This is a genomic window from Alistipes sp. An54, from assembly GCF_002159375.1.
Lineage (GTDB): Bacteria > Bacteroidota > Bacteroidia > Bacteroidales > Rikenellaceae > Alistipes > Alistipes megaguti.
Map to the genome: position 1 here is coordinate 50,279 of NZ_NFIA01000009.1, position 23,523 is coordinate 73,801.

Sequence of the window (23,523 nt, forward strand, 5' to 3'; positions counted from 1 at the left end):
CTCCTGCAAGGCAGAATGCGGATACTGGTCCGCACCGACCGCCTCAGCGGAATGAAAAGGTGTGAAAAAGAGTGACGGAGCCGCAACGAAAGTCTCGCTGACCGTGTTCCGAATGAGGATCCGCCGCAAAGCGGACAACTCCGCCCCCAAATCCGAATTACCTGCTAACCCAAACGCTCAAAAGTATGTCAAAAGTTACCGTCGTAGGCGCAGGCGCCGTAGGTGCAACCTGTGCGAATGTGATGGCTTGCCGCGAAGTGGCAAGCGAGGTGGTTCTCGTCGACATCAAGGAGGGCCTCTCCGAAGGCAAAATGCTGGACATGTACCAGACCTCCACGCTGATGGATTTCGACACGAAACTCGTCGGTGTAACCAACGACTACCGGAAGACGGCCAATTCGGACGTGGTGGTCATCACCTCGGGCATCCCCCGCAAACCGGGCATGACCCGCGAAGAACTCATCGGCACGAATGCCAGTATCATGAAGGGCGTCGTCGGCAACGTCATCCAGTACTCGCCGCGCGCCATCATCATCGTCGTGGCCAACCCCATGGATACGCTGACCTATCTGGCCCTGAAGGCCTCGGGACTCCCCAAAAACCGCATCATCGGTATGGGCGGCGCACTGGATTCGTCGCGCTTCAAGTGCTATCTGGCCAAGGCTACAGGCGTCAACATCAACAATATCGACGGAATGGTGATCGGCGGTCACGGCGACACGACGATGATCCCGCTGCTGTCGAAGGCCACGGTCAACGGAGTTCCCGTCACGCAGTTCGCCTCGAAGAAGAAACTTCAGGAGGCCGTACAGAACACGATGGTCGGAGGCGCCACGCTGACCAAACTCATCGGCACGTCGGCCTGGTACGCTCCGGGAGCCGCCGCCTCGATGATGGTCGAGGCCATTCTCCACGACCAGAAGAAGCTGATCCCCTGCTCGTGCTACCTCGAGGGCGAATACGGGCAGTCGGACCTCTGCATCGGCGTACCGGCGATCATCGGCCGCAAGGGCATCGAGAAGATCGTCGAGGTGGAGCTCACCAAGGAGGAGGCCGCGAAGTTCGCCGCCTCGGCCGAAGCCGTCCACAAGACCAACCGCGTGCTGCACGAGATCAACGCCCTGTAGCCCGACGGCTGCCAGCAGGCAACCGCGAAGACAAACGGCCCCGATCCGCGTATCGGGGCCGTTTTTATGCAACAGGGAGAGCTTCCGAAGAGGCCCGAAGGCGGCAAACCGCCCCGGACAACCCTCAGAATGAGATCTTCGCGCCGACAAACCAGCTGCGCGGCAGCGACGGTCCGTAGATATAGCCCGAATCCCGCTCGACGCCGCGGTCGAAATCGCGCTGATAGGCGTTGAAGAGGTTCTGCACGCCGCCGTAGAGCTGCAGTGTGACGTCGCGGTAGATCCGCCAGTCGTAGGCCACCTTCAGATTCACGTCGCAGAAGGCCGGCGTCGTGACGGCCACATCCTGCCCGACGCCCGAACCGGCCTTGTGCTGCACGAGCATTTCGCCCGTACAGGTGCCGGAGAGATCGGCCGTCAGGCGGCGCCACGGTTTGAACGATGCCGTGAAGTAGCCGTAGAGGTCCGGCGTGCGGAACATCCTCCGCACGGGTGCCACTTCGGGGTCGTCGCTCCACGCCTCGGGCTCGACATAGCGGCTGCGCTGCCACGTCATGCCGGACTGCAGCTCGAACCAGCGCGTGAAGACCGCACGCCCCTCGAGGTTCAACCCCGTCACCGTCGCTCCCGAACCGTTGTAACGCTCCTGGATCTTGCTGCCGTCGTCCGTCTGCTGCAGGTCGCGCAACGCAAAGACATCCTTCAGCCGGGTGTGGAAACCCTCGATCAACAGGTTGGTCTGCACCGATCCGAAGTTGTGGTAGAGGTCGGCCGAGAGGCTGACGCTGTGCGAACGCTCCTCGCGCAGGTTGTCGGCCAGCCGGATGCGAACCCGCTCGCCGCCCACGATGGCGACGTGCAGATCCTCGTCGAAGGCCTGCGGGGCCCGGTAGCCGGCGGCGTAGCTCAACCGCAGGTTGACCGACTCCGTGGGGTTGAAGCGCAGGTTGACCCGTGGGCTGAAGATCACGTGATCGACCAGATTGTGCTTGTCCAGACGCCCGCCCAGCAGGAAGGACCACCTCTCCGACTTCCACTCGTTCTGCAGATAGCCGCCGACGATATGCACCCGCTGATCGGTATGGATGTCATAGCCCACCGAACGGTCGGCCAGATCATCGTAGCTGTATTCGGCCCCAAGGGTCAGCTCGGCGGGCAGGAACCACAACCGCTCGAAGGCATGGACATACTGCAAGCCGGTCGCCACGACCAGATCCCGGGTCGTGCCATAGGCCCGCGTATCCTGCCGGCTGCCGTAGTAGCTCTTGCGGGCCGTATGCTGGAACGAGGCGTAGGCATTGAAGCGGTCCCGGCGGTCGGCCGACGAGAGGTCGAACGAAAGGCTGCCGCCGTCGATGGCATGGTCGGCCTGTTCGGCCACATTGGCCTCGTGAGGGGGCTGTTTCAGCAGGTCGCCGCCCCGGCGGAACTCGTTGAGATGGTGGTACTGGGCCGTCAGCCGCGAATAGGCCCCCGTCCGCAGGAAGGTGCGCATGCCCAGCGAACGGCTCTCAAGCTGCGGAAGCTCCGTAAAGCCGTCGCCGTTGTGGTCGTATCCCGAGCGGTGGCGGCTCTGGCCGAAGATGCCGAATCCGGCGCGACCGCTCTCGGAGACGATCGAGGCGTTGAGCATCGAGGTGTTGTCGTAGGAGTGGCTGCCGCCGAGCGAGAGCAGCCGGTGGGAGAACTGCGCCGTACTGCGCGTCGGTTCGCGGGTGATGACGTTGATCGTCCCGCCGATAGCCGACGACCCGAAAAGCGCCGAACCGCCGCCGCGCAGCACCTCAACCCGTTCGATCATGTTCGAGGGGATCTGCTCCAGGCCGTAGACCCCCGTCAGGGCCGAAAAGAGCGGATGCGAATCGACCAGAATCTGCGAATAGTGGCCGTCCAGACCGTTGATGCGCACCTGCGTGAAGCCGCAGTTCTGGCAGTCGTTCTCGACCCGCACGCCGGGCTGGAACGACAGTCCCTGGGCCAGGCACGACGCCTCGGTGCGTTCGAAGAGCCGGGCGTCGAGGACGCTCACCAGCGCCGGAGCCTCGCGCCGCAGCGTAGCCGAACGGCTGGCCGAGACAACCACCTCGTCCATGGCAATGCCGCTGGGTTCGACCTCGAAATTCAGTTCGAGGGTCGTGCCACGTGTCAGCTGGACGGAGTCGCGCCGTAGGGCGTAGCCCAGTGCCCGGACCTCGATCAGCCGCCGCCCCTCGGGGAGGTTCTTCAGAAAGTAGTGGCCCGAGGCGTCGGTGGTGGTGCCGAAGGTGGTGCCGACAACCGAGACCGTGGCATAGGCCAGGTGTTCGTGCGTCGTGCGGTCGACGACGTGTCCGAAAAGGTTCGCGTCGGTGGCTTTGCGGGGAGCCTCGGCGCCCGCTGCGCCGAAACAGAGCAGCAACAGCAAAGGCAGTGCCGCCAAAAGGATATTTTTCATATGTGGATTTTCAATCGGTTTGACAACTGGGGAACGTTCCGAAGGCTTTCGAAGCCCCGGAGGCAGGCATACGACGCCTGCGTCCCTGCCCGTGCAGGGACCCGATGCGATACGCCGCCGCGCATCGCTTCCGTCAGCGGTCAAACCCGGGAGGCGCCCGCAGCGAAAGGACCGTCACGCGCTGTGCGCAACAACACCGCGTGGCTTGGGGCTGCAGCACGGCCAGCACCTCGCCGTGGAACTGTGGGGCCGGCAGGCTCTGCGCCAGATAGGGAAAGAAGTGGTAGTTGTCAACGGGACAATACCCGACGATCTCCTCCCGGGCTCCGTTGTCGGGCAGCAGACCGCCGCAATGGGCGGCAAAATGGGCATGGTCCTCGAGATAGATATGCACCTTCTGCCCGGCATAGGCGCCGAGCAGCGTCAGCAGCAGAAAGGCTGCCGTCAATCGTCGGAGCGTGAGGTGCATCTTCATCGCCGTGAAGGTACGAAAAAAAAGGACCGCGGCAAGCGGTCCCGATAAAAATACCGAATTCTCGGTAGGTCGTATGTCTTTTCCAGGCTCCGGATCAGATCGAGATGTCGAGGATCTCGAAGTGAATCGTTCCGGCCGGCACATTCACATCCACACGGTCACCCTTCTTGTGACCCAGCAGTGCCTTGGCAATGGGCGTGCCGATGGCGAGTTTGCCCTCGCGCAGATTGGCCTCGTGCTCGGCTACGATCGTATAGGTCATCTGCTTGTTGTTATTGTGATTCAGCAGCGTCACCTTGCTCAGGATCTGCACCTTGCTCTTGTCAATCTTCGACTCGTCGATGACCCGGGCATTGGCAATCGTGTCTTCGAGTTTGGCAATCCGCATCTCGAGCAGTCCCTGCGCCTCACGGGCCGCATCATACTCAGCGTTCTCCGAAAGGTCGCCCTTGTCGCGAGCCTCCGCAATCGCCGCCGAGATAGCCGGGCGCTCGACGGAACGCATGTGGTCGAGTTCGTCCTTGAGTTTCTTGTACCCCTCGGCTGTCAGATAAATAGTCTCTTTTGCCATAATTCAATCATTCCCCGGAGGTCCCGTCCGGAGCGGAACCTCCAAAAAATAAAACATAAAAAATAAGAATCCCGGCCCGCAAAGGCCAGAACCCTGTTTCATCGCATAAGGCAAAGATAAGAAGGATAATCCACATTTGCAAATCTTTTTTCACGTCCGAAGCCGGAAAGTGCCTTTCTTCCACCCAATTAGACGATGCGCCGGCAGGCAGGGGGCCGCAACGACCCAAACCTCCCGACACAAGGGCCTTTTCCCGCGGGCAGGGCAATATTTTTTTTTGCAAATCGTTAATTTATGCGTAACTTTGCGCGATAAAGCGCCGTAAAAGACTCTCAAATGAAGCAGACTTTCTCATACGCCCTGTGCGCCCTGGCGGCGGCCCTCTTCCTCAGCGGATGCTCCGGCATGAATGCACTCCTGAAAAGCGGGCAGCCCGAACTGATCTACAGCAAGGCGCTGGAGTATTACGACAACGGCAAATGGCAACGCGCCATCACCCTCTTCGAGGGCGTGGAGCACTACTATCAGGGCACCTCGCGCGAAGACACCGTCTCCTTCTACAAGGCCCGCAGCCGCTTCAAGAACCACGACTACGAAACAGCCTCGACCGAACTCGACGACTTCCGCCGCAAATTCGGCCGCAGCGCCTTCATCGAGGATGCCGAAGGCATGTACGCCCTCTGCTTCTTCTTCCTCTCGCCTGCCCCCTCGCGCGACCAGACCGTCACCGGTCAGGCCCTGATCGCCATCAACGAGTTCATGTCGCGCTACCCGCAGAGCTCGCGCATCGAGGAGTTCAAGAAGATCAACACCGAACTCACCGAACGGCTCCACGAAAAGGCCTACCTGAACGCCTATACCTATTACAAGATCGGACGCTACAAGTCGGCCATCACGGCGCTCAAGAATGCCCTGAAGGAGTACCCCGAAAGCAAACACCGCGAAGAGATCATGTATCTGATCGTCGAATCGAGCTACCGCTTCGCCAGCAACTCGATCGCCGACAAGCAGACCGACCGCTACCTGGCCATGCTCGACTCCTACCTCTCGTTCAAGGAGGAGTTCCCCGGGTCGACCCACATCCGGGAACTCGACCGCATGGCCCAGCACGCCCGCGACTATCTCGACCGCAACAACAAGGACAACAATATATAAGATGGAAATCAAGAAGAACATCCCCAACAACACCATCACGCGCAAGCTGGTGGATCTGGACAAGGAGACCGGCAACGTCTACGAGAGCATCAACATCATCGCCCGACGCGCCAATCAGATTGCCACGGAGCTCAAGACCGAGCTCAACCGCAAACTCGCCGACTTCTCGTCGCCGACCGACACCATGGAGGAGACCTTCGAAAACCGCGAGCAGATCGAAATCTCGCGCTACTACGAGCGCCTGCCCAAACCGACGATCATCGCCACCGAGGAGTTCCTCGATCACGAACTGGTCTACAAGGAGGGCAAGGACGATACCTTCAAGGAGATCTAACCCCCGGACGACAATGACCTCTCCGACTGCGGCGGGCCACGATCTGGCCGGCCGTCACATTCTCCTGGGCATCACGGGCAGCATAGCGGCTTACAAGGCTGCCATGCTGTGTCGTTTATGGAAGACGGCAGGCGCCGAAGTACAGGTGGTGATGACCCCGCTGGCCAAACAGTTCATCACCCCGCTGACGATGGCCACCCTCTCCAAGCGGCCCATTCTGGTGGAGTTCTTCGATCCGGAGAACGGCGCCTGGAACTCCCACGTCTCGCTGGGCGAATGGGCCGACTGCTACGTGATCGCTCCGGCCACGGCCAACACGCTGGCCAAGATGGCCACGGGCGTGGCCGACAATCTGCTGCTGACGACCTATCTTTCGGCGCGCTGTCCGGTGGTCGTGGCCCCGGCCATGGACCTGGACATGTACGCCCACGAGGCCACGCAGCAGAATCTCCGTACGCTGGCCGCCCGCGGAGTGCGGATCGTCGAACCCGGCGAGGGAGAACTGGCCAGCGGCCTGAGCGGCAAGGGCCGCATGGCCGAACCGCAGCAGATCGCCGAATACGTCGGGAGGCTGCTCGGCGAAACGGACGAAAAAAAAAAGACGCTCGCCGGTAAACGGATGATCGTCACGGCCGGAGCCACGATCGAGGCAATCGATCCCGTGCGCTTCATCTCGAACCACTCGTCGGGCAAGATGGGCTACGCCATCGCCGGCGAACTGGCCGCACGCGGTGCCGAGGTGACCTTGGTCTCGGGCCGTACGGCGTTGCCCACCCCGCCGGGAGTCGAGCGGGTGGATGTTCTCTCGGCCGCCGAGATGTACGAAGCCACGGTGAAGGCCTTCGATCGGGCGGACGGAGCGGTGATGTGTGCCGCCGTGGCCGATTACACCCCCGAAAGCGCCTCCGAAACCAAACTCAAGAAGGGCGACGGCGAACTCTTTATCCGTCTGCGCCGCACGCAAGACATTGCCGCCGAGCTGGGTGCCCGCAAGGGCGGCCGTCTGCTGGTGGGATTCGCCCTGGAGACCAACGACGAGAAGGCCCACGCCCAGTCGAAACTCCGGCGCAAGAACTTCGACTTTATCGTATTGAACTCGCTGCGCGACGCCGGCGCCGGATTCCGCGGCGACACGAACAAGGTGACGCTCATCGACCATGCGGGCAGCGAGGAGCTTCCGCTGATGTCAAAACGCGAGGTGGCCGAACGCATTGTCGACCGTATCGAGGGGCTGTTGACCCGCTGACGGCCGCGCCCCGCGACAGCCAATCACTGAACAATCAATTCCGAAAAAACTATGCTGCGTCGTCTGTCGGTTGAAAATTACGCACTTATCGACAAACTCGAAATGGAGCTGGACCCTCACCTGAACATCATCACGGGTGAGACGGGAGCCGGCAAATCGATCCTGCTCGGGGCGCTGGGGCTGCTGCTGGGGGCCAAGAACGACGGTTCGGCCATGAAGGATGCGGCCCGCAACTGCACCGTGGAGGGGACCTTCGACCTGAAGGGGTGCGGACTGGAGCCCTTCTTCGAGGAGAATGACCTCGACTACGCGGAGGAGACCTCCCTGACGCGCATCATCACCCCGGCGGGCAAGAGCCGGGCCTTTGTCAACGACGTCCCGGTGCAGCTGGCCCAGCTGCGCGAACTGGGCACGCGGCTGATCGACATCCATTCGCAACACCAGAACCTGATCCTCTCGTCGGAGGAGTTCCGCACGTCGGCCCTCGACACCGTGGCCGGAAACGGCGAGCTGCTGGCCCGTTACGGCGAGCAGTACGGCCGGATGTGCGAGCTGCGCCGCCGGCTGGCCGCCCTGCGCGAGGAGGCCGAACGGGGACGCCGCGACGAGGAGTGGCTGCGCTTCCAGACCGACGAACTGACGGCTGCCGCCCTGCGCAAGGGCGAGCAGGCCGAACTGGAGGAGGAGCTCGCCGTGCTGGAGAATGCCGACCGCATCGGCGAGACGCTGACCGAGCTGCGCAATGCGCTGGACAGCGACGAGACCGGTGTGCTGATGCAGTTGAAAAATGCCGAAAACAACCTCGCGCACCTGCGTGACCGCTACCCCACGGCCGGTGAATATGCCGACCGGCTGCACGCCGTACTCGAGGAGCTGAAGGATATCGACGCCTCGGCCGCCAACGAGAGCGAGCGGCTCGATGCCGATCCCGAGCGACTGGCCAAACTCTCGGCACGGCTCGATACGCTGATCGCCCTGCAGCAGAAATACCACGTGGCGGACGAGGCGGAGCTGATCGCCCTGCGCGAACGGAGTGCCGCACAGCTGGCCGCCATCGTCCACGGCGACGAGGCAATTGCCGAGGCCGAAAAGGCCCTCGCAGAGGCGGTCGGGAAGGCCGAAGCGCTGGCCGAACGGCTGCACAAGGCCCGCGAAAAGGCTGCAACGGGGTTTGCCCGGGAGATTCTCGCGACGCTGACCAAGCTGGGGATGGCCGAGACGGTTTTCCGCGTGGAGCTGACGCCCCGCGCAGAGCTGGACCGCACGGGCCGCGATGAGGTGCAGTTCCTCTTCACGGCCAACGCCCGCATGACGCCGCAACCCGTCGAGCGGATCGCCTCGGGCGGTGAGCTTTCACGCGTGATGCTGGCATTGAAGGCCCTGCTGGCCAAGCGGATGCAGCTGCCGACGATCATCTTCGACGAGATCGATACGGGCGTTTCGGGCCGCATTGCCGACGCCATGGGCGAGATCATCGAGTCGCTGGCCGGCTCGATGCAGGTAGTCGACATCACCCACCTGCCGCAGGTCGCCTCGAAAGGATCGACCCACTTCGTGGTCTACAAGCGCAACAGCCGGACGGAGATCACCCGCCTGAGCGACGACGACCGCATTGCCGAGATTGCCAAGATGCTCTCCGGGGCACAGATCACCCAGGCCGCCGTGGCACAGGCCCGGATTCTGCTGGGGAGATAACGGACGGCAATCGTCAGAACGATCCATTCCCGGCGGCTTCCACCCCCGGGAATTTTTCATAGCCGAACAACGATGAACCATATGAAAACGATCCTAGCCCTGGCGGCCGGGAATCAACAACGGGCGCGGGAGATCATCCGCGAAATGGGACTGCACGAAGCGTGGCAGGCTGTCGGAGCACGTACCGAGGAGGTCGGCTCGCTCCGCTCGGGGCTGCTCTGCAAACACCTCGACATCGACCTGCACGTCTACTCACCGACCCCGCTTCGCGTGGAAAGGAGTTTTGCTGCTGCGGCCCGTATTGCCGCCCATCCGCGGATCCGCCGCATGGAGTATGCCAACCTGCTCGATGCCGAAGACCGGTGCCTGGAGTGGCATGCGCAATACGAGGATCACGACGGCCGTCTCTGGCAGATCGACATGATCCACATGGCGGAAGGTTCACCCTGGGCAGGCTATTTCGAACGGGTGGCCGACCGCATTGCGGCTACGCTGACCGAGGAGACGCACGAAGCGATTCTGCGGCTGAAGTACGAAACGCCCGACGAGGAGCATATCCCGGGCATTGCCCTCTACCGGGCGGTGATCGAGGGCAGCGTCCGGAGCCGGGCGGAACTTAAGGCCTGGCTGCAGGCGAATCCCGTCGAGGGGATCGTCACCTGGATGCCCGAACCAAACCGAACAGAACCCTAAACCGACCGAAACCATACGACCATGAGCTACTCCCCTCCCCTTATCCGGCTCCTTGCAGGCGCACTGCTTCTCGGCAGCACCCTGCTATGCGGATGCAACCGCACGACGCTTTACAATCTCGATTTCGAGGACACCGACTACCGGGACCACCCCTCCCAATGGAGCCTGCCCGACTCGGTCTACTACGGCTACGCCGCCGCAAGCGACCGCAACTGCCGCAAACACGGCGGCTACAGCCTGCGGCTGGAGCAGGTCGATACGACCAAATACACATGGGCCCGCTTCTCCCAGGAGCTGCCCGACACGCTGGTAGCCGGCCATGAGATCGAACTCAGTGGCTGGGTCCGTACGGAGGAGGTCACCGAGGGATTTGCCGATCTGTTCCTTATCCTCACCGAAACGGAAGACGACGATCTCCTGGCGGCCGACACTGCGGGACGCGGCCTGCGCGGCACGACGGAGTGGCAGCGCATGGTGCTCCGGCAGCAGATACCCGACTCGGCCTCGGGCGTCCGTTTCGGCGGCCTGCTGAAAGGCGGAGGCCGGGCCTGGTTCGACCGGTTCGAAATCCGGATTGACGGCCGCAAACTCCGCGATCCACGCATCCCGGTCCCCAAAAGCCGGCTCACACGGTGCGAGAAGGCGGAGCTTCGGCGTTATATCCATCCGCTGAGCGGGTGCGACGCGACCGATGCGGACTCCGTCGACCTACGGTCATTCGACACATTGATCGGTCACAGTCAGGTGGTTGCCCTGGGCGAGAACTCCCACGGAGCCAGCGAAATTTTCCGCATGAAGGAGCGTCTGATCCGCCACCTGGCCACCCAGCAGGGGTTCGACCAGGTGGTCTTCGAAGCCGACATGGCCGCAGGCATCCCGCTGGACAACTACCTGCGCAACGGTCAGGGAACGGCCATAGCAGCGCTCTTCGGACTGGAAATGTGGATCTGGGATACGCACGAGGTGCTCTCGCTGATCGAGTGGATGCGGCAGCGGAACGTCGACGGCCATCCGATCCATTTCCGGGGCATCGACATGCAGTCGGCCAATCAGGCCGTGAAGCTGTTGCGCCAGGAAGCGGGAAAGGATGCCACCACCCGGCAGCTGCTGGATGAAATCGCCCCGAAGCTGGACAGCGTGCTGAGCTACGACCGCAGGAATCGGGCCCGGATCGACTCGCTCACGGCCTCCGAAATCGAACGCAACCTCAACCGGATCGAGAGCCGGATCGACCGTTCAGCCACAGATGCCCGAAGTTGTACCCTGCAGCGGCAGCTGGTCACCCTCATCAGACAGTACCTGGGTCTGGACGAGGGGATCTACTGGCGGGATCGCTGCATGGCGGAGAATCTGCTGTGGATCCGGCAGCAAAATCCCGATTCGCGGATGGTCATCTGGGGCCATAACGGCCACGTCTCCCGAGCGGAGAACCGAATGGGACGCCATCTGGAGGAGGCGCTCGGTGCCGATTACCTCAATGTCGGCTTCACCTTCCACGCCGGGCGCTGCTCGATCATCGTTCCCGGCTCGGAGGAGCTGCAGCACGACGTGCAGACGGCCCCGCCCGGAACGATCGAGTATCTGCTCCACCAACTCGACGAACCGTTCTTCGTGCTCGACCTGCGACGGTTGCGCGAGGAGCAGTCACCCGCCCTCGAATGGATCAACGGCATGAAGTTCCGCCACATCGGCGCGTTGAGATGGGAGGATGAATTCTGGGACGAAGGGCTCGCCGATCAGTTCGATCTCCTGATCTACATCGACCGCGTCACCCCCTCGCAACTGCTCTTCTGATCTGAACCCGCGCCTCAACCGGCCGGCACTCCGGATGCCGCCTCCGGGCACAAACGGACACAAAAAAGCCGGGACACGCATCACTGAGTGTCCCGGCTTTCATTTTATGCTGTCGGCTGACAGCGGCCGATCATTACATCATGCCGCCCATGCCACCGGCCGGCATCGCAGGTGCAGGCTGCTCGGCCTTCTTCTCGGCCAGCACGCACTCCGTCGTCAGGAACATCGAGGCAATCGAAGCGGCGTTCTCCAGAGCCACACGCGATACCTTCGTCGGGTCGATGATACCGGCTGCAAGCATATCCTCGTACTTGTCGTCGCGGGCGTTGTAACCGAAGGCACCCTGGCCCTCACGCACCTTGTTGACAACTACCGAGCCTTCGCCACCGGCGTTGGCCACGATCTGACGCAGCGGCTCCTCAATGGCACGCTTTACGATCTGGATACCGGTCGTCTGATCCTCGTTGTCGCCCTTCATGCCCTCAAGAGAGGCCGTAGCACGGATGTAGGCTACGCCGCCACCCGGAACGATACCCTCTTCGACGGCGGCACGCGTTGCGGCCAGCGCATCGTCGACGCGGTCCTTCTTCTCCTTCATCTCGACCTCGGTCGTGGCACCCACGTAAAGGACGGCCACACCACCGGCCAGCTTGGCCAGACGCTCCTGGAGCTTCTCCTTGTCGTAGTCCGACGTAGCCTTCTCGATCGAGGCGCGGATCTGGGCAACACGGGCTGCAATGGCCTCCTTCTTGCCGGCACCGTCGACGATCGTCGTGTTCTCCTTGTTCAGCGTCACCTTGTCGGCCGTACCCAGCATGTCGAGCGTCGTATCCTCGATCTTCATGCCCTTGTCGGCCGAGATCACGGTGGCACCCGTCAGTACGGCGATATCCTCAAGCATCTCCTTGCGGCGGTCACCGAAGCCCGGCGCCTTGCAGGCGGCGATCTTCAACGTACCGCGCAGTTTGTTGACCACCAGGGCCGACAGCGCCTCGCCGTCGACATCCTCGGCAATGATCAGCATCGAACGGCCGCTCTGGGCTACGGGCTCCAATATGCCCATCAGCTCCTTCATCGTCGAAATCTTCTTGTCGGTGATCAGGATATAGGGCTTCTCCAGCTGGGCCTCCATCTTCTCGGGATCGGTGATGAAGTAGGCCGAGATGTAACCGCGGTCGAACTGCATACCCTCGACTACCTCGACATGAGTCTCGGTACCCTTGGCCTCCTCGACAGTGATCACACCCTCCTTGTTGACCTTGGCCATTGCCTCGGCAATGAGCTTACCGATGTTGTGGTCGTTGTTGGCCGAGATGGTGGCTACCTGCTCGATCTTGGCGAAGTCCGAACCGACCTCCTGGCTCTGGGCGCGCAGCGACTCAACCACCTTGGCGACGGCCTTGTCGATACCGCGTTTGAGATCCATCGGGTTGGCACCGGCGGTGACGTTCTTCAGACCCACACCGATGATCGACTGGGCGAGCACCGTAGCGGTGGTCGTACCGTCACCGGCATCGTCGTTGGTCTTCGAGGCGACCTCCTTGACCATCTGGGCGCCCATGTTGGCGAACGAATCCTCCAGTTCGACCTCCTTGGCTACCGTGACTCCGTCCTTGGTCACCTGGGGTGCACCGAACTTCTTATCGATAATGACGTTGCGACCTTTCGGGCCCAGCGTCACCTTGACTGCATTCGACAGCGCATCGACACCCTCCTTGAGGAGTTCACGCGCTTCCACATTATATTTGATTTCCTTTGCCATGGTTGTTCCGTTTTAACGTTAGATAATTGCCAGAATGTCGTTCTGCTTCATGATCAGATAGGTCTCGCCGTCGATCTGGATCTCCTGTCCGGCATACTTGCCGTAGAGGACCTGGTCACCGACCTTGACCTCCATCTTCACCTCCGAGGTACCGGGGCCTACAGCCACCACTTTACCAGCCAGGGGTTTTTCCTTTGCCGTGTCGGGGATAATCAGTCCGCCGGCAGTCTTCTCCTCCGCGGGATTCGGGAGAATCAGCACGCGATCCGATAAGGGTTTTACGTTCATAGCACTTAATTTTTAATTGTTACTATCTAATTTTCTTTCGAATAATCGCTTCAACAAGCATCCACTCTTCCAACAATAGATGTGCCAATCGGTTTTTGGCAGATTCGGGGTGACAAACGAGCAGGCGGACTGCCATTTTGTCACCCGCAGAAAATTCCCGTACATTTTCCGACCGATTTTTTTGGAGGGAACAAAAAAACGTATTACCTTTGCACACCGATACGGGAGTCGTATCGACATGGTGGATGTAGCTCAGTTGGTTAGAGCGTCGGATTGTGGTTCCGAAGGCCGAGGGTTCGAGCCCCTTCTTCCACCCTAGGGCGCAGGAAAGAGAAGCGCTAAAACAAGCAAAAAGCCTTATGTATCAATGATATGTAAGGCTTTTTCATTTTTGTACGGTTCCTGAAAATGCATTCTCAGGCAACGAGTCCGAGACCAAATCGTGACCTGTTTTACCTCAGGCCGAAAACAGGTCACGATTTTCGCACAATGCATTGTTCCACATCGATTTGCGTCGCAATATCTCCCATGCTGCAAACGTTTGTTTAACCCCTTAAAAAACATGCAGCCATGCGTCGAACAACCTTCTCCGTAGTCTTCTTCTGCAAGAAGTCCAGAATCTCCAAAAAGGGCAAAGCACCCATCTATGCCCGAATCACCACCTCCGGCCTCTCAACCGAGATCTACACCCGCTGCCAAATTGAGCCCGAGCGCTGGAACCAACGTCTGGAACGCTCCCTGCATCGGGACAAGGTGGCCCTGCAGATCAACGGCATCGTAGACAGCCATCGGGCCAATATCCTGGCAGCCTACGATGCTCTGATTCGGGAGGGCAGGATACCGAACTGCTTCACCATCAAGGAGCGGCTCGAGAATCCGGGCGGCACCTCCCGACTTTTCCTTGCCGAATTCTCGAAATACTGCGAAAAACGACAAACAGAAGTAGGAACACGGATTACCCAAGTTACAGCTAACAAATACCACCGCCTGCTACGCTACATGACAGAATACACCCAGGTTCAATATCAAAAGGAGGATCTGCCGCTGGACAGAATCTCCTACGAGTATATCGACGGGTTGAATACCCACATGCAGACAAGGCACAAATGCAAGAACAACGGAGCGGTCAATCTGCTGTGCTGCCTGAAGAACTTCATCCTCTATGCCATCCGGAACGAGTGGATTGAGAAGAATCCATTCCGTTTCTACAAGATGAAGATCGACAAGACGAATGTCAAAGTCCCGTTGACAAAGGCGGAACTGGACCTGCTGCTGAAACGCCCGATGCCCAACGAACGGCTGGAGCGGATTCGGGATGTTTTCTGCTTCTGTGCGCTGACAGGACTGGCCTTCACGGATGTTGACCACCTGCGGCCCGAGCACATCACGGCCGACGAAAACGGTACCCTGTGGATCCACAAACCACGGGAGAAAACCGCTGTCGTAAGTCGGATTCCGCTGCTGCCGCATCCGATTCGGATTCTGCAAAAATACGAGCGGGATCCCGAGTTACGGCTCAAAGGAAAGTTGCTGCCCGTTCCGAGCAATCAGAAGATGAATGCCTATCTGAAGGAGATTGCCGATATTTGCCTGATCAACAAAAATCTGACAGTCCACGTTGCCCGACATACGTTCGCAACCCTGGCAATCGAATACGGGATGCCAATTGATATAATCGCCAAGATCCTCGGCCACTCGAATACCAACATGACCCGTCATTATGCCAAAATATCCGAGGCGAATATCAGCAGGGAGATGCAAAAAATCGGGAAAATCCTAACGAACTGATGCAGGCAAACGACCGGACGGCAAGGGACCATTCCAGTTCCTTGCGGCCGGTCATTTATGGACGAACTATTTACTTCTGGCTCAACTCGACTAGTGTATTTCGCAACATATCGAGGAAATGGGTCAGGCGGTTCTTGCGGTTCAGGATGGCCCAGCGGCAGTTGTCCGGATTCTTGAAACTTGTATTGCAGAGCGTCTCGAACTCGCGCGTAATCTGCATGAAGGTAGCCGGGGAATCATCCTGCTGGCAGAAAAAACCCACAGCCGACAAGGTGGCGATTACCTCCATCAGATCTGAGTTGGTAAATCGTTTCGAGATTTTAAGCGACGAATGAGGGCGCGAAGTATGCACATTCCGAATACCCGGATATTTGAGCTGCAGACAGATCATTTGTTTCTCAAAATTGATCAGCGAGAGCGAGGAGCGGATCAATTGATAACTGAGAGACTCCGAATCCTTATGTTGAGCCTGCAACCGGAAAAGAATTTCTCTTGTCCTCGCCAATGCTTGCAGAGCTTCCAGCCTGGAACAGGAATCCAGTTTGGAGACAGTCTGAATACGATTGATAAAACGTGTGTAGGCCAAACTAAGACGTTTGTTATCGGAGTTATTCGGGTTTAAGTTTTTTGTATGAAGCAGTTTGATGAATTCACTCCGGCTAAATCTTTTTGCTATATTATTCATAGCATATTCCTTTAGGATTACACACAAAAAATGGGCGCTGATTCCAGGCCCATTCTAACACAATTCTCTAATTCTCATGAAAGAAAATGCTGATGCTACAGCCCACGGCTCGTTTGAAAGAGTTGAGATAACGAAGGTGTTTAGAGACATCGCCTATCTGGAGAACATTAAGTCCTTATTTAATGCTCCTTTTGTTTGAATTAAAAGAATAAATAATAGATAAATGGTATGTGGTTCTGCGAGTTTGAAGATAATCATTAAATCAATAAATACTCCTATTTATTAATTTACAGAACATAGGGAAAGTTAATTCTTTTATTTCTCGCCTCCGAAATGATTGCGATATTCGAGCGGAATCATATCCAGACTGCGACAAAACATGTTCGAAAAGTAGTAGGCATCTCTATAATTGACCCGAAAAGCAATTTTATTGATACTCATAGCTGTACTCAGTAACAAACAACAAGCGTCCTGCAAACGGAACTGTTGCATGTAACGGGCCGGGGAGATATTCGTATAGCGAGGGAGCTGAATCCATTAAGCAACACTCAATATATCAATATACTAAAGCTTCCACCTGACTACAATACACCGAACAGGCCACAATGTATTTACGGCTATTTTCCTTCAGGTTCTATTGGTTATCAAGTACTTATATTTTTTTCAGAATCTGCAACTAAAACAGGGCGCATTATTTCCATCAACAACTCATTTTCAACCGTTTGCGTTCATAAAAATATACAGAAGAATTTTGTTTCATACCGAAACCATCTCTTTTTCCAGAAAAGTAGGCCCCAAATTCTAGGGCCGCTTTTCTTACTGTATCCAAAAGGATCCTGCACAAACAATGGAAAGTATCTCATCGCGAAAGAACAGATGATGGGAGCTTGATCCCGAAATCCTGAAAAACAGGATTGATGGATAAATTCGACAGCAGTTTCATGAATGGATTGTTGGTCGTTTACTTGCAAGACAACGGAGAGGGCTGCGGAGGCCTTTCTGTACCGACAGCAACATTCTCTAATCCCAGAAGATTCACGTAATATTGCAGCGGAGAATCTGCCCGTGATTTATCGTTTCGGAGGTGTCTTTTCTGGAGAGGACTTGTTCTTTACAAATACCGAAACTATACCCGTCGCCTGCCTCGCAAAGCGAGGTTCTCCCAAGTCAAACCCAAACTTTTCTATCGAATGGTCCATCAACAAGAATCCAACTACAAGCTCCAATTCCCGTCATAAATACTCGTCCCGGTCCAAAAACGAGGACAAAAGGGCGACCATGATACGGTGTTGCCTGAATCTGTACAACCGGAAGAGTGAATCGAGATCGAGAAGAACCTCACGGCCGACAATCTCCCTCTCAAACCAATCAACCCGCCGATCTGAAACCATCACGCTGTTTTCGACTTCAAGCTCGGGGCCTCCGGACAGGAACCCTCATCAGGGTATCATTCCGCAATCAAGGCATACGCACACCAAAGGACAGGTGCCTGTCCATGGACATCGCCCGTCAGCCGTTTTTTGCTACGATAATGGTCACTGGTCGTACCGAGCATGGTCCCTTCACAAACGTCCTCAACATAACCATCTGCCGTAATGCGATCACAGAGAGCCAGCCATCCCCTGCGGGCCGCCCGGGCATAGGCCGGATCGGTCAGCCACCCCCGCTTCACGCCGACGATCATCGCATAGGTGAACATCGCCGTACCCGACGACTCCTCCCACATCGTCGGATCGTCGACCACCTGCAGCCACATGCCGCTTTTGCTCTGACAGTTGAGCAGCGTCCGCATCATCTTCAGATAGCCGGTCATGATCCGTTCACGGTGCATATTATCTTCGGGCAGGACCCGCAGCAATTCAGCCATCCCGACAGCCATCCATCCGTTGCCGCGGCTCCATGCGAACGGCGCCCCCGGAGCATGATCGAAAAGACCCGACGGACGCTGGATCGAGTCCAGATAAAGCTCCATCTCCCGGGCTGCGCGATCAATGTATTTCTCATCACCCGTTACCCGGTAGGCCTGCGACTGAATCGCCGTGATCATGAACATGTCGTCGAGCCAGAAGCGGGTCTGCCACGAATAACCCCGGTCGGCCCACTCTTTCTGCGGTGCCAAGAAAAGCCCGGCATCGACAAAATCGCCATACATCGAACTCTTTTGGACATGCATCGAATCGAGCGACCACCCCGCGGGCAGGGTCCATTGGCTGTCGGCATACATCATACCCAGTTTCAGGCACCGCGGATCATGCGTCTGCATGTAGATCTCCAACGGAACCGCTCCGAAGACATTGTTGTCCACATGGTTGGGTTTAGGCTGCAGACTGGTGTCCTTCGAAAACAGCGGCTCGAACTTGTCGATCAGCCCCTGCTTCAACTCCCTGTCTCCAATTTCATGGGCAAACCAAAGACCTCCGAGCCAGGCACAGACATCCGGATAAGTGACCTGCGTTCGCGGCTCATGGATTCGGAGCGGACTTCCGTATTGCGAATAGGGATCGGCAATAAACCGACGGGTAAGTAATTTCCCGATCTCAACCGGATCAGCCTTCGCCGGGAAAGATCCGGCCGAAAGGTCTGTACACTCTCGATCATTGCATCCTACGGCAAAAACACCGGTCAGAAAAAGGATCCATACGAAGATCGACATCGACGTATTTCGAAAATTCATATTGGTAGTATTAATATTGTTTTCAATCCGGGTAATAGGGGGCAGACTCCTCGTCCATAGGGACATAGGGCTCCATCCAGAAGGCAGAACGACGTTTGAACCGCAATTCCGTGGCGGGATACCAGTTGGCCCACGACGCGGGATCCGTATCGACGACCGCCGAACGTTCGCTCGTGCCCCGTCCGTTAACGGCCACAACACAATATCTGTAGAAAGCCGACCGATCTGCCTCCAACGGACGATCCGACGGATACCGGTCACAAGGACGCACTCCCGACAGATTCCGGTCCGTAAAGGTCGTGGCCTCCCCCTCGTAGACGACCCGGAACCGGCCCGAACCGGGATTCTGCCGATAGAGCACATAACGACGCACGCCCGGCACTGTTCCCCACGAAAGGGTAGCACTTCGCTCCCCCAATCGCAACCTCACCCCTTCGGGGGCATGCGGTTTGCGCTCGTCGACATAGAGGGGGTATTCCGGAGCCGAGTCGGCTCGTTTGCCGCCGTTGAGCGATACGGCCCGGACGTGGTATTTGCCGGGACGAAGATGTTTCAATGCGAAAGTATTGCCGTCGCACCGGCCAACCTTCCGCCACTGTTTACCGCCGTCGTCCGACAGTTCGATGACTACCTCCCGAGCCGACGGGGCCTTCCCGATCACCAGTTCGGCCCCGCGCGGCGTATACTCCGCCGAGGCGACAAGCGACGGCATCGGGACGGCCTCTTCCCGCGTATATTCGATCACATGTTCGCCGACAGGCAGATCGATTTCCTGCCCGGAAAGCGTAGCCGGAACGCCGTCGATATGAAGCCTACCGCCCTTGAGTCCTCGGATCCGCAACGTCGCCGCGCCATAACTCTTGTAGCGACCGATGGCCGACGAAGGATTCCGGAACGTCATCGCCACGGCACAATCCCCCTGCGCCTCGAGTTCCATGGCCAGCGGACCGTATGCGATCTTCGAGCCGCGGAAGAGCGCCATCTGAATCTCTCCGGAGTTCATCCGCCGGATCAGCCCCGCCTCGCCCTCGAAGGCATAATTGGGCTCCTGGCAATGCAGCCCCCGGCCGTTGCGGAAGATGATATCCCGGCTGCGGGGCGTTGCGATCTCGCAGATCCCCTCATACTCGATACCCCGACGGTCACTGCGGTGCTCGTAAACCTCCTCGGAGGCCAGTAGCGAGGGTTTCTGGAGTCGTCCGCCCAGCGGCTTCACCCCCTCCTTGTGCGTAACCAGTGTCAGCAACGATCCGTAGTTGTCCCGGTAAAAGCCCCGCGAATTCTCCGTCTGAGCCGTATACCAGTGATCCCTGCGGGCCGGCGCCCCGAAAAAGAAGATCCGGGGCAGTTGGTCCTTTTTGTGGACGAACCACGAAAAGCGGTGGTAGGCCCGCCAGTTCGTGCCGGTCTGGTCGTAGATCAGGAAATAATCGGTACCAACGAGCAGGATGCTCCGCGACAGGTACTCCGGCCACGAATAGCCATCCTTCTCCGACGAGCGGACCTCGGCATATTGAGCAATGTCCAAATCATAGAGCGGAGCCGTAAGTTCATTGTATCCCACCGTCCGGAAGGTTCCGTCCTTCATGACCCCGAAGTTCGTCACGCCGTCCGTATCGTTCTGCGTATGGTCGCCAGCCGCTTCGTTCTCGTGTCCGCAGTAGATCTTCCCGCCGGCATAGAAGTAGAGTCCGCCGGAGTGGCCGCTGCCCTGGTTACCCCAGCGGTAGTTCGGCCCCTTGTCCACTTGGTCGAGATGAATCGAGAGCTCCTCCGGAGTCCCCACTCCGGCACGCAGGACAATGCCGTGCCCCGTATATTTCACACTCTTCAGATGCGGGTCGGTTCCGTTGTTCGAGGTCTCGGAGCAGGCGGCAAAGACATCGTCCCAACAACTGTCGTTGGGTTTGCCTTCGGGGGCCCGACCCATGTCACGCCCCCAATAGAGGTGTTCGGCCTGCATCGGATCGTAATTTTCCAGGAAGCGGGCCAACTGGTAGACATACGAGTACTGCTCGACGAAGCGTCCACCCGAATGGGCTCCGTGAGCCGTATAGACCCGCTGCAAGCGCTCGGTCGAATCCGCCGAGGTGCGAACCCACACCGGAGCCGTCAGCATGTCGGTCATCCAACGCCCCCGCCAGGCCATCTGTAGCCCAGGGAAACGGTTCTCGCCCCGTGTGGACCACAATGCCAGATTGGCGGCAACGGTCGGTTTGAAGTAGGCCCAGTTGTAGATGCCGAGGCTCTCGACCCAGCGTCCCCCGAACGACTCATAACGGGGTACATCGGGCCGGGTATAGAAGATTCCGTAAATTTCGAGACTCTTGGCGAAGAAATCGGCCCATGTACGTGCCATCTCATGCTCGGGGAAAAGTGCCGAGAGCACGCCGGTGACAGACCATCCATCGGCAGCCATGTTGGCCGTACCGGCCAGACAGGTCCGGATGGCATTCATCGCCTCGGTCATGTTGACATATCCGGCCAGCAGAAGCAGTGCCTCAACCTGGCGACGTTGCGTATTGTCCAGCAACTGATAATTGTCCAGATACCCTTGAGTCAGACGCCCGTAGAAGTTGCGATGTTCGATCGAATGCACGCCGGGATAACCGTTCAACCCCATCATATAGTAGGCCATACACGAACGCTTCACCTCTTTGAGGAACTCTTCGGGCGAACTCTTCGGAAGCGGTCTTTGGAAGGGGATCTTCCCCCGGGCGCCCTCTTTGGGATATTCCAACTGCCAGTTCTTGACCCGATCGAGATTCAACAGCGCATACTGACTGTGAAGCAGCGTTGCATACCGGTAAGCCGTATTTTTCCCGGTCATCGACCCTCCGATCGCATCCAACGCCCGGTCGAACATCTCGCAGGCCCGTTCCCCTTCATCCACCCCGTAGAGAGCGATAGCCGTAGAGCGGGTGCCGCTCACCAGTGGATAGAGAAATCCGAGCTGCTTGTCCCGGTACCGGAAGCCCACCGACAGATCGGGGCCTTGTTGCCAAATACCATATTGTCCATCATCCCATCGTTCATGGTCGTAGACAAATATGCCGAGTTCATCGCCCTTCTCCTCCCAAAAAGAGATCAACGGCACCTGTTCGCGCACGGAGTTCCCGCCGAAGGGGGTCAGTCGGAACAACATCCGTTCGGCTACGTTTTCAAGCGTACCGCGCCCCGTCCAGGCGGGATCTTCGCGGCAATAGTTCGTATAGACCGGCTCATCGATCCGATACCACGGGAAGCGACTGTCGAAGGTCCGATCCCATTGCAAGGGATAGCGGTAGACCGGGGCAAAATCCGCCCACGTCAACTCCATTCGGACGCTGTCCTGCACCGTCAGGCCCTCGATCCGCTCGTCGAGGATAACGAACGGATAACCGCTCACCACCTTGATATCGAGCCGATAAGCCGCATCGTTTCCGAATCTGTAGGTCATGGCATACTGTGCAAACAGAGGACCGCTCTCCACCTCGGAAACATCTACGGAACGGATCCGGGGCCCCTTTGAGACGATTTGCCCCACACTGCGGGCTCCCGTCGCGGCATCCTTGGCAAAAACCGGAGCCTCGGCACGGTCAGCATCGAGCGAAACCGAGACCGGGAGGGTAACCCGCAGTATTCCATTGGAGACCGTATGCCGACCACCGACGTTCTGCGAAATCACGGGCCGAGTTTCTACAACGGGGCCCGCGGCCTCACGCTTCAACGTAAAGGAGTAGTCTCCTCCGGAGGGAAGCGACGCGAAGAAATGAAGATCCGCCGTCACAATCCGTTCTCCGGACTTCACCACCCGAGCCAATTGGAAAGGAACGGGGCGAGAGGTGCGGTTGTCGATCAGCGTCAGTTCCGCAGCGCTCCGGATTCCACCCTCAAAATCGACCGGATAGCACAGCAATGTCCTCGGCCAATTGTAAGTCGGCAGGGCAAGATTGTCTTTTCGGGTAAAATCCAAATGCCCGTTCTTTTCGAGCACAAGGGCGTTTGCCCGGACCGGACTCAGCGCTCCAAATCCGAACGCCAAAACCAGAGCGGCAAGAAACAGTCTCTTCATTTTCCTTCTGTCACTTGAATTTCATGTGTTGTTTCCGGAGTAAGATGAACCCGTAATAGTATTACGGGTTCATCGGAGTGTAGGGTCCGCAGGCTATTTTACCTTGACAATCTTGAAGTCATCGAACCAAACTTTCGCCTCGGGAGCCGATATGATATTGTCGACACGAGCCTGCAAATAACCGATCTTGACTGCATCTTTGGGGGCCGTCACTGTTCCGGTAAGCTCCACCCAGTCATGGGTTCCTTTCGTCTTGTCGATCCACAGCGAGGTACGGTGATCGATGCTGTTCTTCTCGGGAGATCCCGGAATCCAGCCCGTCAGCCACTTGTTGTCTTCACTCTTGAAACCGAAGCCCAGATAGACGTTGGCCGTCTTGGGCATATCGGCCGTCTTGACCCATACGCTGATGGCATACGTGGCCCCCGGTTCGATCAGGATGTCACGGTGGCGCCACGCCTGCCACGGTTTGAACCCATTCTTGAGATCGATATTCCCGATTTTGAGTGACCCCGACCAATCGGAGCCGTGTGACTCGTTCGCATCATAAGCAAGAATCTGCTCCTTGACATAGTTGTTCTCCGGTTTGTCGGCTACCCCGACGATGACCCATTCGGTGAGCCCGTCGATCTGTCCGTTTTCCAGGATGTTGATCTGCCCGGCATCCGAAGTCTCCTGTGCCAGGGCATGCGTCGAGCAAAGAACGAGAGCCGTCAGTACGGCCGGAATCAAAAATATCTTTTTCATA

Annotated in this window: 18 protein-coding genes and 1 tRNA gene; 9 read left to right on the forward strand and 10 right to left on the reverse strand. The window is 58.2% G+C overall.

All coding sequences use genetic code 11. The annotated features are described in order from the left end of the window. Nucleotides 1-185: 185 nt before the first annotated feature. A complete protein-coding gene (gene mdh / locus B5G09_RS09640) occupies nt 186-1,127 on the forward strand; it encodes a malate dehydrogenase (RefSeq protein WP_087310722.1) in 942 nt (313 codons plus the stop codon). Nucleotides 1,128-1,251: 124 nt separating this feature from the next. Here the strand turns inward: mdh and B5G09_RS09645 are convergent, their stop codons facing one another. From B5G09_RS09645 to greA, 3 genes are all read right to left on the reverse strand, one after another. After that, nucleotides 1,252-3,561 (reverse strand): TonB-dependent receptor, encoded by a 2,310-nt coding sequence (locus tag B5G09_RS09645; RefSeq protein WP_087404994.1) that lies wholly within the window; start codon nt 3,559-3,561, stop codon nt 1,252-1,254. A 133-nt stretch (nt 3,562-3,694) separates the two neighbouring features. Continuing rightward, nucleotides 3,695-4,036, reverse strand: a complete 342-nt coding sequence (locus B5G09_RS09650; RefSeq protein ID WP_206384438.1) for a hypothetical protein — start codon at nt 4,034-4,036, stop codon at nt 3,695-3,697. A gap of 94 nt (nt 4,037-4,130) precedes the next feature. Beyond that, entirely contained in the window at nt 4,131-4,607 is a 477-nt protein-coding gene (greA, locus tag B5G09_RS09655; protein ID WP_087404995.1) for a transcription elongation factor GreA, read from the reverse strand. 336 nt (nt 4,608-4,943) lie between these two features. Between greA and bamD the strand changes: the two genes are divergently transcribed. The 6 genes from bamD to B5G09_RS09685 all read left to right on the forward strand — a co-directional run bounded on the left by bamD (nt 4,944) and on the right by B5G09_RS09685 (nt 11,524). Continuing rightward, nucleotides 4,944-5,762, forward strand: coding sequence for an outer membrane protein assembly factor BamD (gene bamD, locus B5G09_RS09660; RefSeq protein WP_087404996.1), 819 nt, complete (start codon nt 4,944-4,946; stop codon nt 5,760-5,762). A 1-nt stretch (nt 5,763) separates the two neighbouring features. Continuing rightward, nucleotides 5,764-6,096, forward strand: coding sequence for a DNA-directed RNA polymerase subunit omega (locus B5G09_RS09665; RefSeq protein ID WP_087310714.1), 333 nt, complete (start codon nt 5,764-5,766; stop codon nt 6,094-6,096). 13 nt (nt 6,097-6,109) lie between these two features. Then, entirely contained in the window at nt 6,110-7,342 is a 1,233-nt protein-coding gene (gene coaBC, locus B5G09_RS09670; RefSeq protein ID WP_087404997.1) for a bifunctional phosphopantothenoylcysteine decarboxylase/phosphopantothenate--cysteine ligase CoaBC, read from the forward strand. A 51-nt stretch (nt 7,343-7,393) separates the two neighbouring features. Next, on the forward strand, nt 7,394-9,037 hold the full coding sequence (gene recN / locus B5G09_RS09675) for a DNA repair protein RecN (protein ID WP_087404998.1): 1,644 nt from the start codon (nt 7,394-7,396) through the stop codon (nt 9,035-9,037). 81 nt (nt 9,038-9,118) lie between these two features. Beyond that, nucleotides 9,119-9,730 carry a hypothetical protein gene (locus tag B5G09_RS09680; protein WP_087310899.1) on the forward strand — a complete coding sequence of 204 codons (612 nt, stop codon included), beginning with the start codon at nt 9,119-9,121 and terminating at the stop codon, nt 9,728-9,730. Between the two features lie 21 nt (nt 9,731-9,751). Then, on the forward strand, nt 9,752-11,524 hold the full coding sequence (locus B5G09_RS09685) for an erythromycin esterase family protein (RefSeq protein ID WP_087404999.1): 1,773 nt from the start codon (nt 9,752-9,754) through the stop codon (nt 11,522-11,524). A gap of 133 nt (nt 11,525-11,657) precedes the next feature. On the opposite strand, the gene groL is transcribed toward B5G09_RS09685, so the two are convergent. Both groL and B5G09_RS09695 read right to left on the reverse strand, forming a co-directional pair. After that, a complete protein-coding gene (gene groL / locus B5G09_RS09690) occupies nt 11,658-13,286 on the reverse strand; it encodes a chaperonin GroEL (protein WP_087405000.1) in 1,629 nt (542 codons plus the stop codon). 18 nt (nt 13,287-13,304) lie between these two features. After that, nucleotides 13,305-13,574: a co-chaperone GroES gene (locus B5G09_RS09695; protein ID WP_087310704.1), complete on the reverse strand. Its 270-nt coding sequence runs from the start codon at nt 13,572-13,574 to the stop codon at nt 13,305-13,307. A gap of 240 nt (nt 13,575-13,814) precedes the next feature. On the opposite strand from B5G09_RS09695, the gene B5G09_RS09700 reads away from it, so the two are divergent. Beyond that, nucleotides 13,815-13,890 (forward strand) — tRNA-His (locus B5G09_RS09700). 254 nt (nt 13,891-14,144) lie between these two features. Then, entirely contained in the window at nt 14,145-15,362 is a 1,218-nt protein-coding gene (locus tag B5G09_RS09705; protein WP_087405001.1) for a site-specific integrase, read from the forward strand. A gap of 70 nt (nt 15,363-15,432) precedes the next feature. Here B5G09_RS09705 and B5G09_RS14205 read toward each other — a convergent pair whose 3' ends face one another. The 5 genes from B5G09_RS14205 to B5G09_RS09735 form a co-directional block, all read right to left on the reverse strand. After that, nucleotides 15,433-16,047, reverse strand: coding sequence for a hypothetical protein (locus B5G09_RS14205; protein WP_206384439.1), 615 nt, complete (start codon nt 16,045-16,047; stop codon nt 15,433-15,435). A 315-nt stretch (nt 16,048-16,362) separates the two neighbouring features. Then, a complete protein-coding gene (locus B5G09_RS14365; RefSeq protein ID WP_343285483.1) occupies nt 16,363-16,581 on the reverse strand; it encodes a helix-turn-helix domain-containing protein in 219 nt (72 codons plus the stop codon). Between the two features lie 913 nt (nt 16,582-17,494). Further along, on the reverse strand, nt 17,495-18,787 hold the full coding sequence (locus tag B5G09_RS09720) for a glycoside hydrolase family 88 protein (protein WP_343285482.1): 1,293 nt from the start codon (nt 18,785-18,787) through the stop codon (nt 17,495-17,497). Further along, a complete protein-coding gene (locus B5G09_RS09725; RefSeq protein WP_143256527.1) occupies nt 18,744-22,619 on the reverse strand; it encodes a fibronectin type III domain-containing protein in 3,876 nt (1,291 codons plus the stop codon). The genes B5G09_RS09720 and B5G09_RS09725 overlap by 44 nt, the downstream gene beginning before the upstream one ends. 249 nt (nt 22,620-22,868) lie before the next feature. Next, nucleotides 22,869-23,522: a carbohydrate binding domain-containing protein gene (locus B5G09_RS09735; RefSeq protein ID WP_143256528.1), complete on the reverse strand. Its 654-nt coding sequence runs from the start codon at nt 23,520-23,522 to the stop codon at nt 22,869-22,871. Between the last annotated feature and the right edge of the window lies 1 nt (nt 23,523).